The organism is Algoriphagus chordae, from assembly GCF_003254055.1.
Lineage (GTDB): Bacteria > Bacteroidota > Bacteroidia > Cytophagales > Cyclobacteriaceae > Algoriphagus > Algoriphagus chordae.
In genome coordinates, this window is the sequence record NZ_QKZT01000001.1 from 31,435 (window position 1) to 45,802 (window position 14,368).

The 14,368-nt window shown below is 39.9% G+C and carries 15 protein-coding genes; 6 read left to right on the top strand and 9 right to left on the bottom strand.

All coding sequences use genetic code 11. The annotated features are described in order from the left end of the window. Window positions 1-160: 160 nt before the first annotated feature. Together LV85_RS00115 and LV85_RS00120 are read left to right on the top strand one after the other, a co-directional pair. Window positions 161-1,507, top strand: coding sequence for a PhoH family protein (locus LV85_RS00115; protein WP_111316156.1), 1,347 nt, complete (start codon window positions 161-163; stop codon window positions 1,505-1,507). Between the two features lie 309 nt (window positions 1,508-1,816). Further along, complete coding sequence (locus LV85_RS00120) at window positions 1,817-2,041, top strand: hypothetical protein (protein WP_111316157.1); 225 nt, start codon at window positions 1,817-1,819, stop codon at window positions 2,039-2,041. A gap of 98 nt (window positions 2,042-2,139) precedes the next feature. Here the strand turns inward: LV85_RS00120 and LV85_RS00125 are convergent, their stop codons facing one another. From LV85_RS00125 to LV85_RS00160, 8 genes are all read right to left on the bottom strand, one after another. Beyond that, a complete protein-coding gene (locus tag LV85_RS00125) occupies window positions 2,140-2,895 on the bottom strand; it encodes a LytR/AlgR family response regulator transcription factor (protein WP_111316158.1) in 756 nt (251 codons plus the stop codon). Window positions 2,896-3,018: 123 nt separating this feature from the next. Continuing rightward, on the bottom strand, window positions 3,019-3,753 hold the full coding sequence (locus LV85_RS00130) for a LytR/AlgR family response regulator transcription factor (RefSeq protein WP_111316159.1): 735 nt from the start codon (window positions 3,751-3,753) through the stop codon (window positions 3,019-3,021). A gap of 14 nt (window positions 3,754-3,767) precedes the next feature. Further along, complete coding sequence (locus LV85_RS00135; protein WP_111316160.1) at window positions 3,768-4,820, bottom strand: sensor histidine kinase; 1,053 nt, start codon at window positions 4,818-4,820, stop codon at window positions 3,768-3,770. Between the two features lie 80 nt (window positions 4,821-4,900). Next, window positions 4,901-7,732 (bottom strand): excinuclease ABC subunit UvrA, encoded by a 2,832-nt coding sequence (uvrA, locus tag LV85_RS00140; protein WP_111316161.1) that lies wholly within the window; start codon window positions 7,730-7,732, stop codon window positions 4,901-4,903. A gap of 129 nt (window positions 7,733-7,861) precedes the next feature. Beyond that, window positions 7,862-8,308, bottom strand: coding sequence for an SRPBCC family protein (locus tag LV85_RS00145; protein ID WP_111316162.1), 447 nt, complete (start codon window positions 8,306-8,308; stop codon window positions 7,862-7,864). 245 nt (window positions 8,309-8,553) lie between these two features. Beyond that, entirely contained in the window at window positions 8,554-9,492 is a 939-nt protein-coding gene (locus LV85_RS00150; RefSeq protein ID WP_111316163.1) for a lytic transglycosylase domain-containing protein, read from the bottom strand. Between the two features lie 65 nt (window positions 9,493-9,557). Continuing rightward, a complete protein-coding gene (locus LV85_RS00155) occupies window positions 9,558-10,232 on the bottom strand; it encodes a hypothetical protein (protein WP_111316164.1) in 675 nt (224 codons plus the stop codon). Between the two features lie 40 nt (window positions 10,233-10,272). Next, the gene (locus LV85_RS00160; RefSeq protein WP_111316165.1) at window positions 10,273-10,995 is read right to left on the bottom strand and encodes an LOG family protein; all 723 of its coding nucleotides are present in this window, start codon (window positions 10,993-10,995) and stop codon (window positions 10,273-10,275) included. 173 nt (window positions 10,996-11,168) lie between these two features. On the opposite strand from LV85_RS00160, the gene LV85_RS00165 reads away from it, so the two are divergent. The 4 genes from LV85_RS00165 (at window position 11,169) to LV85_RS00180 (ending at window position 13,331) form a co-directional block, all read left to right on the top strand. Then, window positions 11,169-11,768, top strand: a complete 600-nt coding sequence (locus LV85_RS00165; RefSeq protein ID WP_111316166.1) for a YkgJ family cysteine cluster protein — start codon at window positions 11,169-11,171, stop codon at window positions 11,766-11,768. A 70-nt stretch (window positions 11,769-11,838) separates the two neighbouring features. Next, a complete protein-coding gene (locus tag LV85_RS00170; protein ID WP_111316167.1) occupies window positions 11,839-12,204 on the top strand; it encodes a phage holin family protein in 366 nt (121 codons plus the stop codon). Continuing rightward, window positions 12,197-12,580: a hypothetical protein gene (locus LV85_RS00175; protein ID WP_111316168.1), complete on the top strand. Its 384-nt coding sequence runs from the start codon at window positions 12,197-12,199 to the stop codon at window positions 12,578-12,580. Before LV85_RS00170 ends, LV85_RS00175 begins: the two co-directional genes overlap by 8 nt. After that, entirely contained in the window at window positions 12,552-13,331 is a 780-nt protein-coding gene (locus LV85_RS00180; protein WP_111316169.1) for a geranylgeranylglyceryl/heptaprenylglyceryl phosphate synthase, read from the top strand. The genes LV85_RS00175 and LV85_RS00180 overlap by 29 nt, the downstream gene beginning before the upstream one ends. On the opposite strand, the gene LV85_RS00185 is transcribed toward LV85_RS00180, so the two are convergent. Further along, entirely contained in the window at window positions 13,317-14,243 is a 927-nt protein-coding gene (locus tag LV85_RS00185; protein WP_111316170.1) for an AraC family transcriptional regulator, read from the bottom strand. The two genes, LV85_RS00180 and LV85_RS00185, sit on opposite strands and share 15 nt — an antisense overlap. Between the last annotated feature and the right edge of the window lie 125 nt (window positions 14,244-14,368).

Sequence of the window (14,368 nt, forward strand, 5' to 3'; positions counted from 1 at the left end):
AAGGGCAGAACCATAAATTCTGCCCTTTTTTTATTGGATTGATTGTCAACAGCATAGAGAATGGACACAATTAATTAACCATAAATTCTCACTGAAACCTTGTCAATAGCCCAATTATTTTTCTAAATTAAATAACATAGTACCACTACAATACCTGCGCATGCCTAGAGCCAAATCCGATAAAGATCGGAAAATCTTTGTGCTGGATACTTCTGTAATCCTTTACGCACACAACTCCATTATGAACTTTGCCGAGCACGATGTGGTCATCCCAATCACTGTGCTGGAGGAACTTGATCAATTCAAGAAAGGCAATGACTCCAAGAATTTTGAAGCCCGAGAATTCATCCGATTGCTGGACAAACTCTCAAAGGATCAAATGATTCACAATTGGACTCCTTTGAACGGGAAGACCAAAGGGAATTTTAGGGTGCTGATGAATCCAGAAAATCAGATCAACGCCAATGAGATTTTTGGTGAGGAAAAGAATGATCACAAGATTCTAAACTGTGCGCTCTACCTCAAACAGCACGAAAAGGGTAGAAAGGTGATCTTGGTCAGTAAGGATATCAACCTGCGCCTAAAGGCCAAATCCATAGACCTTTTAGCTGAAGACTACGAAACTGGTAAGATCAAAAATATCACTGAGCTGGAAAATACCGGGAAATATATTCTCGACAATATAGATACAGCGCATATTGATAGGCTTTATGACCAAGGGTATGTGGAAGCTAAGGCTGTGTTAGGAACACGAAAAAGGAAATCCAATGCCTACTATATCCTCAAAAGTGATAAGAGCTCAGTACTAGCTTATTACAATTCGGAGGAGAGTATCTTGGAGCGAGTCGATAAAAAATTGGCTTATAATATCAAACCAAAGAATGCTGAGCAGACCTTCGCGCTACATGCCATCACCAATCCTAATATCCGCTTGGTATCTATCCAAGGCGTAGCTGGAACGGGTAAAACCTTATTAGCTTTAGCGGGAGCACTGGAGCAAAGAAGAGAGTACAAGCAGATTTTCTTGGCAAGGCCGATTGTCCCCTTGAGCAATAAGGATATTGGCTATTTGCCAGGTGATATCAAGTCCAAATTGAATCCTTATATGGAGCCACTTTGGGATAATTTGAAATTCATCCAAAACCAGTATAAGGAGACAGATAAGGAGTTTCAGAAGATCACAGAACTGGTCAATCAGGAAAAGTTGGTGATACAACCATTGGCCTATATTCGAGGTCGATCACTATCTAATATCTTCTTTATTGTGGATGAAGCGCAGAACTTGACTCCTCATGAGATCAAGACGATTATCTCAAGAGCTGGTGAAAACACCAAGATTATCTTCACCGGTGATGTGTTCCAGATCGATACACCGTATTTGGACTCACAGTCGAATGGACTGTCCTATTTGATCGATCGGGTAAAAGATCATCCACTTTATGCTCATATCAAGCTAGAGAAAGGCGAAAGATCTGAGTTGGCGAATTTGGCGAATGAACTACTTTAAAAACTTTACACAATATACTTGAAATAAAAAATGCTCCATTTTGGGGCATTTTTGGTTTAATGCAGACGATTTAAGATGCACCGGAGCACAGTGCTTAGTATTAGCCTATCCCTATTTTTCAATAATTCCCGCACTTTTCTGTAACCCAGGATTTTAGAAAAAATTGTCCATCTCTGGTTTTATGCTGTTCACAATCGTACATCATCATAAGCAATAATTTACTTAAACTATTGATTACTAGGCATTTAAAATTTTGGGTCGCTTTTTGGCATATAGTAGTTATAGAAATTAAACCAACTTATTACTGCCATGATATCTTCACTATTTTCCCAAAAAAACATTTGTGCTGCACTGGGCTTGGCAATGGCATTTACCATTGTTTGGAAAGCTAAAGTAGAGACAAAACTTGCACAGCATACTGCCCTTATTGAATATACTGAACCAACTTACAATACAGGCATGACATCAAATTCTGAAGCAGATCAAGCTTTGGAATACCAAAAAATAAGGACCGAATATACGGTCCTTAGATAATCTAACTGGGTGAAAATCCCAAAACGAATACTCGTAAGGGTAGATTTGGTTGATTGGTTAATCTAAATAGGCGGGTAGTAACCCGCCTTTTTTTGTACTTAACTTTCTGTAATGGTGCTGAGTTTGGCTAAGAAACTGTTGTAGTACTGTCGACCTACTTGAACCGTTGCACCAGATTGAAGCATGATTTCCTTGGTATTGAAGCTTTCTATTTGTCCCAAGTGGACTATATATGATTTTTGCACCCTGAAGAACAACTGAGAAGGAAGTATTTCTTCGATTTCCTTCATTGACTTCCGGATATTATATTCTCTATTTTTAGTGAAAATGGTCACCATATTACCATTCGCTCCCACATAGTAGATATCAGCGTAATATACCCGCTCAAAGGAATTGTCAGACTTGATGAACACAGCGTCAGTTACTAAGTAGCTGCTCTCGGGTGTAGAGCTTACAGTAGTTTTTTCAGAAACTGGTTTTGTACGCCTATTGTAGAGCACAATCTCCACTATGGCATGAATATCATTTGTATTGAAAGGCTTTACGATAAACCCTGCTGGATTTATGCGCTTGGCTCTTTCTATAATGGTAGGATCTGAGTATGAAGTCACATAGACCAGTGGTGCATCCACCATTTGCTTCACAATTTCTCCTAGTTCAATTCCATCTTTATCACCCTTGAGTTTGATATCCATGAAGATCATATCAGGACGAAATTTCTTGATGATTTTGATGCATTGATTTGCAGAATTAGCGATGTCCGTGTTGACATAACCCAGGAGTTCTAATATTTCCTGAATATTTTCTGCGATGCTGATATCGTCTTCGACGATTAAAATCCGCTCTTCTTTCATACGTAGCTGGCAGATGTTGCGTTTTGAGGTGAAAACTAATAGTAACTACTGTTTTTTTACAGTATTTAACTAGTTACAAAATTTATCAGGGAAATCAAATGCTTTTAATTGCATGCGAAATTTTTAGAGACTCATCATTTCTTTGAATCTCGCCGCTTGTCTTCTACTGACCTCAATTCTATCTCCTCCTTTGAGCGTCACTACTAGACCACCATTGAACCATGGCTCTATTCCTTCTACCCAACCGAGATTGATGATGTGCTTGCGACTTGCCCTAAAGAAAGATTTCTCATCCAATCGCTCATCCAAAGCATTGAGTGATTTGTGTATCATTGGCTTAAAGTTGTCAAAGTACACTTTAATATAGTTGCCGTCAGATTCAAACAAACGAACATTAGATAGTCTCACAAACCAACATCTATCTCCGTCTTTCACGAAAACTTGGTCTTCAAGCGTTAACTTCTTTTGGCTATGGCTGTAAGGAACATCTTCACCTTTGGTAAAGCCGTCTATTTTTCCCTGAAGTTTGGTAATGGCTTCCTCGAGACGCTTAGGCTCGATGGGTTTCAATAAGTAGTCCAAGGCATTAACCTGAAATGCTTTCAAAGCGTATTCATCGTAAGCAGTGGTAAATATCACATGCGGAACGTTATCAAGCTCTTCCAGAAGTTCAAAGCCTGTTTTCTCTGGCATCTGAATGTCTAGAAAAATAACATCAGGGTTCAACTGATCGATTTTTTCCTTGGCATCGTCCACGTTTACTGCTTCACCTACAACTTCTACACTTTCTAGTTGATTTAATAAGTTGATCAGCTCTTTTCTTGCTAATCTTTCATCGTCAATTACAATGGCTCTCATTTTTGTTGAGTTGGTTATTCAAATGTAACTTTTTGTTTCGGAATCTTTATTTCAGTGATAACGAATTGATTTCCTGAGTTGAAGATACGGAAGCTAGCTTTAGCTCCATAAATTAACTTAAGTCTTTGTACCGTATTACTTAATCCGTGCCCTTGTTCACTATCAGAATTCAGGCTAGGCTGCCGGGTAAGCTGCCCACTATTCTTGACTTGAATATACAAATCATCGTGCAATCCTTCCCTACACTTGATTTCAATCGTACCGCCTTTCACCAGATTTGACACCCCATGTTTAATGCCGTTTTCGACGATCGTCTGAAGCATCATGGGAGGAATTTTATAGGTATATGACTCATCTTCAATATGGTACACTACTTTCAGTCTTTCTTCAAAACGAATAGACTCAAGCTCCAAGTAGTCTTTTACCGTATTCAATTCCTCACCGAATTCAATGGTTTGCTTTTTGTCCATCATCAAGGAAAACCGAAGCATATTCGAGATTCTAGTGATTGCAGTTTTAGCTTTAATTGGGTCTTCATCTACCAGCGCTCTTACGCTATTGAGTGCGTTGAAAATGAAATGTGGATTGAGCTGACTTTTTAGATGATTAAGTCTGATTTCATTGATCTTCGCCTCGTATTTCAGAGTAGAATTATAGTTGTCAAGAAAATGGACTAGGAAGTACATCAGAAACCAAAGCGCATACAATAAAACCGCCTGAAGAAGATTGGCCAGAATAAGTAATATTTTGAAATCCTCTGATGGATTCAGCGTACCGAAGGCAATATTGATTAATATCTGGGCTACAATATTGACGAACGAAAGCGCGATAATAGCCAGCAGCGATTGAAATAAAAGCTGCGAAATGCTGAGCTTAAACCAGTTGTAGGTTTTGACTATATATCGTAAAAAATGAGTAGAAATAAGGTTAGTCGCAGCTAAGACTATAAAAGCCCAAATTTGGACAGAAGTAACTCCTTTGGAAAGCGAAGCCAAGAAAATACTCACTAGGGCAAAGCCTCCCCATCCGAATATTTGTAACAACCAATACAGCCTTGTTCTATTCATAACCGCTCAAAGATAAATAACCCGATTGTCTCCTCTTTCTTAATTTGATAAAAGGGGGATTCGATTGATTATTAGCCTTCTTAGCTATTTAATTCCATCTTAAGGAATTTTCCAGTATAGCTCTTTGCATTGGAGGCGATTTTTTCGGGAGTCCCCTCCACTACAATTGTTCCTCCTTTATTTCCTCCTTCTGGCCCCAGATCTACGATATAATCAGCCATTTTGATCACGTCCATGTTATGCTCGATAATCAAGACCGTATTGCCTTTGGACACTAGCCCATTCACCACGAGCATCAATAATTCTATGTCTTGGAAATGCAATCCAGTGGTAGGCTCATCAAGGATATAGAAAGTCTTGCCCGTGTCTTTTTTGGAAAGTTCGGTTGCCAATTTGACGCGTTGTGCTTCTCCTCCAGAAAGTGTAGTGGCGTGCTGACCAAGGGTAATATAGCCCAAACCAACATCATTGAGGGTCTTAATTTTTCTGAGGATTTTTGGAAGCTTATCGAAAAATTCTACGGCTTGCTCTACGGTCATATCGAGCACATCAGATATCGATTTTCCCTTGTATCGGATCTCTAAAGTCTCTCGATTGTAACGTTTTCCTTTGCAAGTTTCACAAGGCACATGGACATCTGGGAGAAAATCCATCTCGATCAACTTCATTCCTGCACCTTCACAATCTTCGCATCTTCCTCCCTTTACATTGAAGGAAAAACGCCCTGGCTTATAGCCTCTGATTTTGGCTTCAGGAAGTTCTGTAAACAAAGTCCGTATATCGGAGAAAACGCCCGTGTAAGTCGCTGGGTTTGATCTCGGAGTTCTTCCAATCGGCGATTGATCTACTTCTATGACCTTGTCCAAGTGCTCCAAGCCTTCCACAGATGCGTAGGGCATTGGGTTTTTCTTGGAATTATAAATATGCTGATTTAGAATAGGGTAAAGAGTCTCGTGAATCAAAGTGCTTTTCCCAGATCCCGAAACACCCGTGATACAAATTAAGGTACCTAGCGGAAGATTTAGATCAATATTCTTGAGGTTGTTACCAGTTGCCCCTTTAATTACTAGGGATTTGCCTTTCCCTTCTCTACGCTCTGTAGGAACAGGAAGACCCACTTTGGCAGCTAGGTATTTTGCCGTGAGCCCATCAGTCTGTAGAATATGCGCTGGTGTGCCGCTGGCTACAATATGCCCGCCATGACGTCCAGCACCAGGCCCCATATCCAAAAGATAATCCGAGGCCAGCATCATGTCTTTGTCATGCTCCACTACCAATACCGAATTCCCCAAATCACGCAAGCTTTGAAGTGCTTGGATTAGTTTTTCGTTGTCCCGCTGATGAAGTCCAATACTTGGTTCATCCAATATATAAAGCACTCCTACCAGCTGGGTTCCAATCTGAGTAGCGAGTCGGATTCTCTGTGCTTCTCCCCCAGAAAGTGTCCTTAGCGGTCTATTGAGAGATAAATAGTCCAATCCTATATCGAGTAGAAAACCGATTCTTTTCCGAATTTCTTTCAGGACTTCTGTTGCTATCACATTTTGCTTTTCGGAAAGTCTATCTTCCAATCCTACAAACCATTCTCCCAGTGAGCGAATGTCCATCACAGCCAATTGACCAATGTGAGTATCATCTATTTTGATATGAAGAGCCTCTTGCTTCAGTCTATATCCATGGCAATCTGGACAGGTTTTGGTAATGGTAAACTCACTCACCCAATCTTGGATTTTGTCTGAGCTTCCCTCCTGATATTTTTTCAAAAAGTTTATAATCCCTTCAAAAGTAGTATGCCATTTGGTTCCAGGGTGTTTTACAGAATCTACTGCTACTTCTATTTTGTCTCCATTCAGCAGGATTTCTACGACATGATCAGGAAGATCTTTGATCGGCGTACTCATGCTGCACTTATAGTGCTTGAGAATGGCTTCTATTTTCTTGAAAATCCAGATATCTCGGTATTCTCCAAGCGGCGCGATGCCTCCTCTGGTGATACTGAGTTTGGGATCTGGGATAATGCTTTCACGGGTAATTTCCTCTGTAATACCGAGGCCTTTACAAGTAGGACAAGCACCATATGGGCTATTGAATGAAAAGGTATTTGGTGCTGGTTCTTCGTAGGAAAGACCAGTCTCCGGATCCATCAGATACTTGGAGAAATGATGAATTTCACCTGCCTCATCACGAATCATAATAACTCCTTTGCCATGCTGCAAAGCTGATTTGAGAGACTGTGTAATGCGAAAACGGTCAGATTCTTCTGCTACGATTCGGTCTATTACGATCTCAATATCATGGATTTTATAACGATCCACCTGCATTTTGGGAACCATCTCCATCACCACTCCATCTACTCGGACTTTTGAGAAACCCATTTTTCGGATTTGCTCAAAAAGCTCTCTGTAATGCCCCTTTCGCCCTTTGACTACTGGAGCTAAGACATAAAGTTTTTGATCTAAGAAATTGGTAAACAGCAAATCGATGATCTGATCTTCAGTTTGACGAACCATTTTTGACCCTGTCAAATAAGAATAGGCATCTCCAGCTCTCGCATATAGCAAGCGCATGAAATCGTAAATCTCAGTAACGGTACCTACAGTAGATCGTGGGTTTTTGGAAGTAGTCTTTTGCTCGATTGCAATAACAGGAGAAAGCCCATTGATTTTATCCACATCAGGGCGCTCCATACCTCCGAGAAAAGATCTGGCGTAGGCTGAAAAAGACTCCATATATCTTCGCTGCCCTTCGGCATAGATGGTGTCAAATGCTAGTGAGCTCTTACCGCTACCACTAAGTCCGGTGATTACCACCAGCTTATTACGTGGAATTTTAAGGTCTAAGTTTTGAAGATTATGCTCTCGGGCTCCAAAAATCTCTATGTATTCTTCCTTTGCAGGAGTGACTTGACTCATATAATCGGCGGGCAATTTTAAACGGCGAAGGTACGTATTTTCAGCTGTACACAGAAGTAAACTTCAAAGAGTATAACTCAAGAACGTCAGATTGGTTCATAGATCGAATGATAGATCCTCCACCTGTGCTTATTCTCTTTCTTCAAATGGAATAATGATGCCCTTCTCCAGGTAATTCTTTAAACTATGAAGCAAAATTGCCCAGCAATATGAAGCAACCTTAAAGTGCTCATTACATGCTGGCCATCCAGAATGACTAAAATTGACAGTAACATTGGTCCCAGACGTCTCCAAATCAAAACCAAAGGTAGTCGGATCCCAATCTGGATCTGCCTTGGTCATCTTTACATGAAAAGTTGTATTTGAATCAATCTTACTCACTCGGCCAAACCAGTTATATGACTCTCCGAAATAAAAATTGTACTGTGCATTAAGTTCTGGCTTGCCTGTGCAGCTAAGTGGCCACCAATTGATCAGGTGCTTCGGCTCCGAAATAGCCTCGAAAACCTCCCCAACGGAGGCAGAGATAATTAGTCGGTGGTAAATAGCAAAATTGTCATTAGGCGTAGTTTCCATAACATCATCAATTCAGAGAAAGTTAAGACTTGAAAGCCAATACACAAAGCCAAAGTTGTCACAAAGCAGATTTTGAGGCTGTTAGGCATCCAGTGCTAGCCTGAAATGACATCTCCGTTCTGTTTATCAATGTTGCCTTTTTACTAAACCTATCCTGTTTGTGGTCAGTGTAAGTAGCTTATATCCAATTATGGTTTTGTCTAGCCTAGCTAATTTGACTCATATGATTCCTCCACTTATTGCTATCATTCCGGCAACTGGATTTCATAACTTTTACCGCGCTTTATATTCAAATCTTTATCCCGAAGCCATGGATTGTATAGCTTCAGTTCTTTGTAAGTACTTCCATGCTCTTTAGCCCAAGAGGCTAGATTCTTGATATCACTGCTAACAGTGACTTTTTTGAAAGTAGGATTACTATAAAAATCTGAGTCGCGAAGGTGAAAACCGAATGCTCCAGGATTCTCGAAAATCACTTTGAAGGCTAGAATTCTAAACAGATACCTGCTCGTTTCATCATTCAGGTACAAGTCGTAGTAGTTTTTGGCCAATTGATCATTTTGTCTCCGCGCAAATCCTGACTGTCCCATATTATAACTTGCCGCCACAGCAGTCCAATCTCCAAATTTAGCATGTGCCTTATTGAGATATTTTGAGGCTGCAAGAGTAGCTTTTTCCAGATGATAGCGCTCGTCCACATCTTTGGAAATTTCTAGTCCATATTCTTTACCTGTAGACTCCATGATCTGCCAAAATCCTCGTGCTCCGGCAGGAGAAGCTACATTCATCAATGCAGATTCTGCCATTGCGAGGTATTTGAAATCATCTGGAATAGCATTTTCTTTAAGCATTCTTTCGATCTCTGGTAGGAATTTGCTTGATCGCTTCATTAGCAAGATCATATTGGACTGCCAATAAGCATTCACGTAGATCTCACGCTCCAATCTCTCTTTTACATCTTCTATCTCTAGTGGGACTTTCTCTCCAGCAAAGGTCAGTTCGGCAGGAATATCAAACAAGCGAACCGTATCTCTGGAGGATAAAGGCATGGTTTGTAGCATTTGTACATTGGCTACTGAGGGTTCTGCGGTTATTTCCGTCTGCGTTTTCCAAATGGCATAGGCTGCCATTGCGAGGCAAAGAATTATAAGGCTGTATAGCGGAATGAGTTGTGACTTATTCATTAAATAAATAGGATGAGTTATTAATTAAAAACCTGAGTTTGGAGGCTCAGGTTTTGGTTTGTTGATTAGAATTTGAACCAAGGATATTTGTCATCGATAAAATCCAAAGCTCGTGGCAATTTATCATCAGGCGTCCCAGCTAGGGCCGGTAGGGTAGACGGATTGGAAGGATAAGTTGTTCCATCAAACTTCACAATACGGTTTTTACCTCCACTATAAATAAGCAAATCATTCCAACCATTGGATTTGTTGGCATCGATGATCACTGGATAGCCTGACACTGAAAATATGGTAATTACATTTCCTGCTTTATCCAAAATGAATTGGGTACAACCGCCAGATCCACAAAAATACGGACCTGAAAGTCCAACAAGAATTTCATTTGTGCCATCAGCATTCAGGTCGTACTCAAACTGGACAAATTTGCGATCATTCTCTTCCAAAAAACCCTTTTCAATATCATCTGTGAACTTCTTCTGCAATGCTGACCTGACGATTTCGGCAGTTTCTATTGATACTGAGGCTTTTTGGTATTGATCCGCTGGAATATCATCACTAGGATCTGGATCGACTAATACTACTGGCTTTTCGACTAGCTCTGTGCTAGCAGTAGGATCAGCCATTTCTTCTGATTCACTCTTGGATGTTTCTTGGGAACCACAAGCTGAAACCGCTAGAACAAGAAAAAAACTAAGATAAAAGGAGCATGTTTTCATGATATCTGTGAGGTTAGTCATCATCCAATTTTGCGTTTATTCCTTCACATTCAAAGCTGCAATGCTAGAAATTTGGGCTGAGCAAATACTTGTTATAAAATTCGTCAATCACATGCACCGCTTCCGTAGCATCTTCCACCACAGAGAAAAGCTCCAAATCTTCTTCATTAATATAATGATGGCTAAGCAGCGTTTTTTTGATCCAATCAACTAATCCTGTCCAGTAATCCTTACCCACCAACACAATAGGAAACTTGCCGATTTTATTGGTCTGAATCAGTGTCAAAGCTTCAAAAAACTCATCCATTGTTCCAAAACCTCCTGGAAGCACTACAAAACCTTGGGAATATTTAATGAACATCACTTTTCGCACAAAAAAGTAATCAAAGGTCATCAACTTGTCCCGATCAATGTAAATATTATCAAACTGTTCAAAAGGCAACTCTATATTCAAGCCGACGGATTTTCCACCTTCAGAATGCGCCCCTTTATTACCAGCTTCCATGATACCAGGGCCACCACCAGTGATTACACCATAGCCGTGGCGTACCAGTTTGGCGGCGATATCCTCTGCCATTTTATAATGCTGATGATCTCTAGGAGTCCTAGCGGATCCAAAAATTGAAACGCAAGGACCTATTTTGGAAAGCTTTTCAAACCCCTCCACAAACTCGGACATCACTTTAAAAATCACCCAAGAATCTGCGCTTTTTATTTCACTCCAATCTCTCTCCTTGAAGGCAAGGCGGATTTTGTCTTCTGCATTTTTAATTTCTTGATTGCTCATATCCTTATTTTTATTAAAGAAAACGATCTCTATGCTTAAATGAACAGTATATTCTCTACTATTCGCCTGCCGTCAAGTTAACTCACTGATTTTCAATACAAAAAAATAGTCAGTTAAGAGAATCAATCGGCTCAACTTGGCGTACTTTTGCGCACCAATATGCATATAAAGAGATGAATCTCGCTGAAAAATCTCAAGCTGCCCTGGACCTGTTCGGTGAGCTTGAGTCAGATACCAAGCAATTTGTAGCTGAAAGTGGATTAAGCTGTGTATCTGGATGTGGCTTTTGCTGCGCAAATCCAAAAGTTCCAGCTTCTCCCTTAGAATTTCTCCCATTGGCCTTTGACCTCTATGACAAAGGCCTGGCCGAGTCCACCTTAGTGGATTTGGAAAGCAAAGAGGATCAGGATAGCTGTGTCATGTATAGACCACAATCTATCGATGGGAAAAAGGGTTTTTGTGGAAACCACTCCAAAAGAGGAATGATCTGCAGATTGTTTGCCAGCTCTGCGCGAAGAACCAAATATGGTAAAAAAGACCTCATAATCTGCAAAGTATTGAAGGATGAGAAGTCTGCTGAGTTTTTAAAAACAAGCGAAAGAATAAATATTGATATGGATATTCCGCTTGCAACTGCCTTTTACTCCCGTTTAGACGAAATAGATCAGTCACTTTGTCAGCAATTTACCATAAATGAAGCCATTGCTTTTGCGTTGGAACTAGTTTTGAGATATAAATTCTACGAAGAGCAAGAATTTGATGCAATTGCGTAATTTTTTTGCTCCTCCCAATTGAAGTATATTGTGACATATTTTAAAGATAACGTCTCACAAGTTTTTAATTATGCTAAAAATCGGAGAAATAATACAGACTGTCAGAGGAATAGTGGAGACCAAAATAGACATGGTCAAACTGGATATACAAGATCAGTTTGCTGGTGTGTTGACAAGGATGATTTTCTTAATCATGATGGGCGGCAGCCTTTTATTGGTGCTTTTATTCCTTAGCCTTTCTTTAGCTTTTTTTCTCAGCCAATATTTCGAATCACCTCACATGGGATTCCTGATCGTTGGCGTACTTTATCTATTTGTACTTCTAGTTCTTTTCCTGCTAAGGGACCATGATCCTACTGAAGAAAAAATGCAAAAGGGCTTGAAAAATTTTATATTTAGATCTAGAATTTTTAAAAAACGTCGTGATAATGAGTAAGGACTTAGAGAAAAAAGAAGAAGAACTAGAACAGTCTTTAGCGCGGCAGCTAGAATTATTTAAGGCTGAATCAGAAGACTGGTTAAAAATCGGCGGAGTAGTTTTAGCGGGAGGATTGATAGCCCTAGCTATCGTCAAAACGCGCAGAAATCGCAAGGATCGCAAAACCGATGAAGCACTTGCTGTGCTTGAAAGAGAAGGATTACTCACCAAGGATATTGAGAAAAAGCTTACTGAAGACTCTAAGTCCACATTCTGGCCTAGCATCAGCCAGCGCTTACTTATTTTAGGACTTGCTTTTGCCAAGGAGAAATTTCTTCCTAACCTATTTGCCTCTCAGCCAGAAGATGCCGAAGTCGAAGAAGCAGGTAAGTAAGTTATTAAAAGAGTTTCACACCACTGGTAGCAAGGGTTTAGCTTGGCTGGTAGATCCTGACAAGTTTAAAAATGCAAGTTCTTTTGAGAAAGAATATGCCTGGGTCAAAGCTTCAGCCTTAGATTTAATTTTTGTAGGTGGAAGCCAACTGAGCAGGGATAATTTCCGAGAAGTTGTCATTTCCCTCAAGAAAATCGCAGGAGAAATTCCTGTTGTTATTTTTCCAGGATCCCAAATGCAACTGGCTGAAGAAGCCGATGCCATTCTATTCCTTTCATTGATTTCGGGAAGAAATCCAGAATATCTAATAGGCCAGCAAGTGCTCGCAGCGCCACTAGTCAAGAAAATGAAACTGGAAGCTCTACCCACAGCCTACATGCTTGTAAACGAAGGTGAAATCACCAGCGTGCAATACGTGAGTCAAACACTACCCTTACCCAATTCCAAACCTAGTCTAGCCAAGGCGACAGCGCTTGCAGGACTCTATTTAGGGATGAAGTTTTTTTACTTAGATGCAGGGAGTGGCGCCAACTCTCCTGTTTCGGGAAAAGTGATAGAATCCGTAAGATCTGCGACAAATCAGCCTATTATTGTAGGGGGAGGATTAGATTCATTAGAAAAAGTAAAAACTGCCTACGAACAGGGTGCAGACCTGCTAGTAATCGGCAATGCTATCGAAAAAAACCCCAGCTTTTTGGCTGAGGTCTTAGCATATAAACGCTTGTTGAATCTGTCTTTAAACGTTAATTAAGGACTCTCTTCTCCTCATTTTACCTGCAGGAACTCCATACATCATCTTGAATCTACGGCAGAAATAAGCCGTGTCCTTGTATCCCACTTCTTTTCCAATATCCCGAATTGATTTTTTGGTCGTGCGCAATAATTCTACCGCAGCTTCCATTCGTTGGTACTCAATATAATCTTGAGGATTTATTCCGGTTAGCATTTTGAAATACTGCCCCACATAGTCTTCTGATACATTGGCAACTTTAGCCAGAATCTTATTGGACAAATCGCCTCCCAGGTTTGTTTTGATAAAATTGAACAAATCTATCAAGCGAGGATCCTTGAAGTAGGTCGCATTGGTAGAGAGTTCTTCTAAAAACAATCTATTTTTCAGAATATGTCGAAGAAGTTCGATGACTAATAATTCCGTATGGGATTTTAATGCTCTTTCTTTACCCACATTACTTACTTCTACTTCCTTCATCAGATCCTCAATAATCGTAGCGAGACGATCATTGAATCGGATAATAAAAGGAGGGATATCTAAGGAATTAAAAAAGTTGACCACATCAAACACCTTGGATTCAAAACCAAGAATAGAGATGCAATCATCCTCCGTACTCATGATATCTCTGAAAGAAATACTCTGTAGATACTTCTTTTTGTTCTCCTGAAATTTTTCTTTTGATATTTCCGCCTTCTTAGTGCTACCCCCAATGGTCAATTTTGTCTTCTGCTCAGCTGGCAAAAAAAGTACCTCACCTTCGTTAAGTATTTCTTGATCTTCACCAAATTTAAGCGTACCGTGGTGCAGAAGAATCAGAGTATTATCTGATTCAGCATAGTCATTCACCGAGATTGGTTTTTCTACTCGAAAGTTATTCCCTCGAATAAACCTTACATTGACCGATTCGATTACCTTGTTGTAATATTCCATGAATAATTATTAAAAAAACAGAATAACAAAAGTATAATTTTTCTAGCAAATATTCATAGATTTTCTATAGAAGGTCTTAAAAATAAAAAAGGGTACTGTTTTAATTAACAATACCCCTCTTGTGT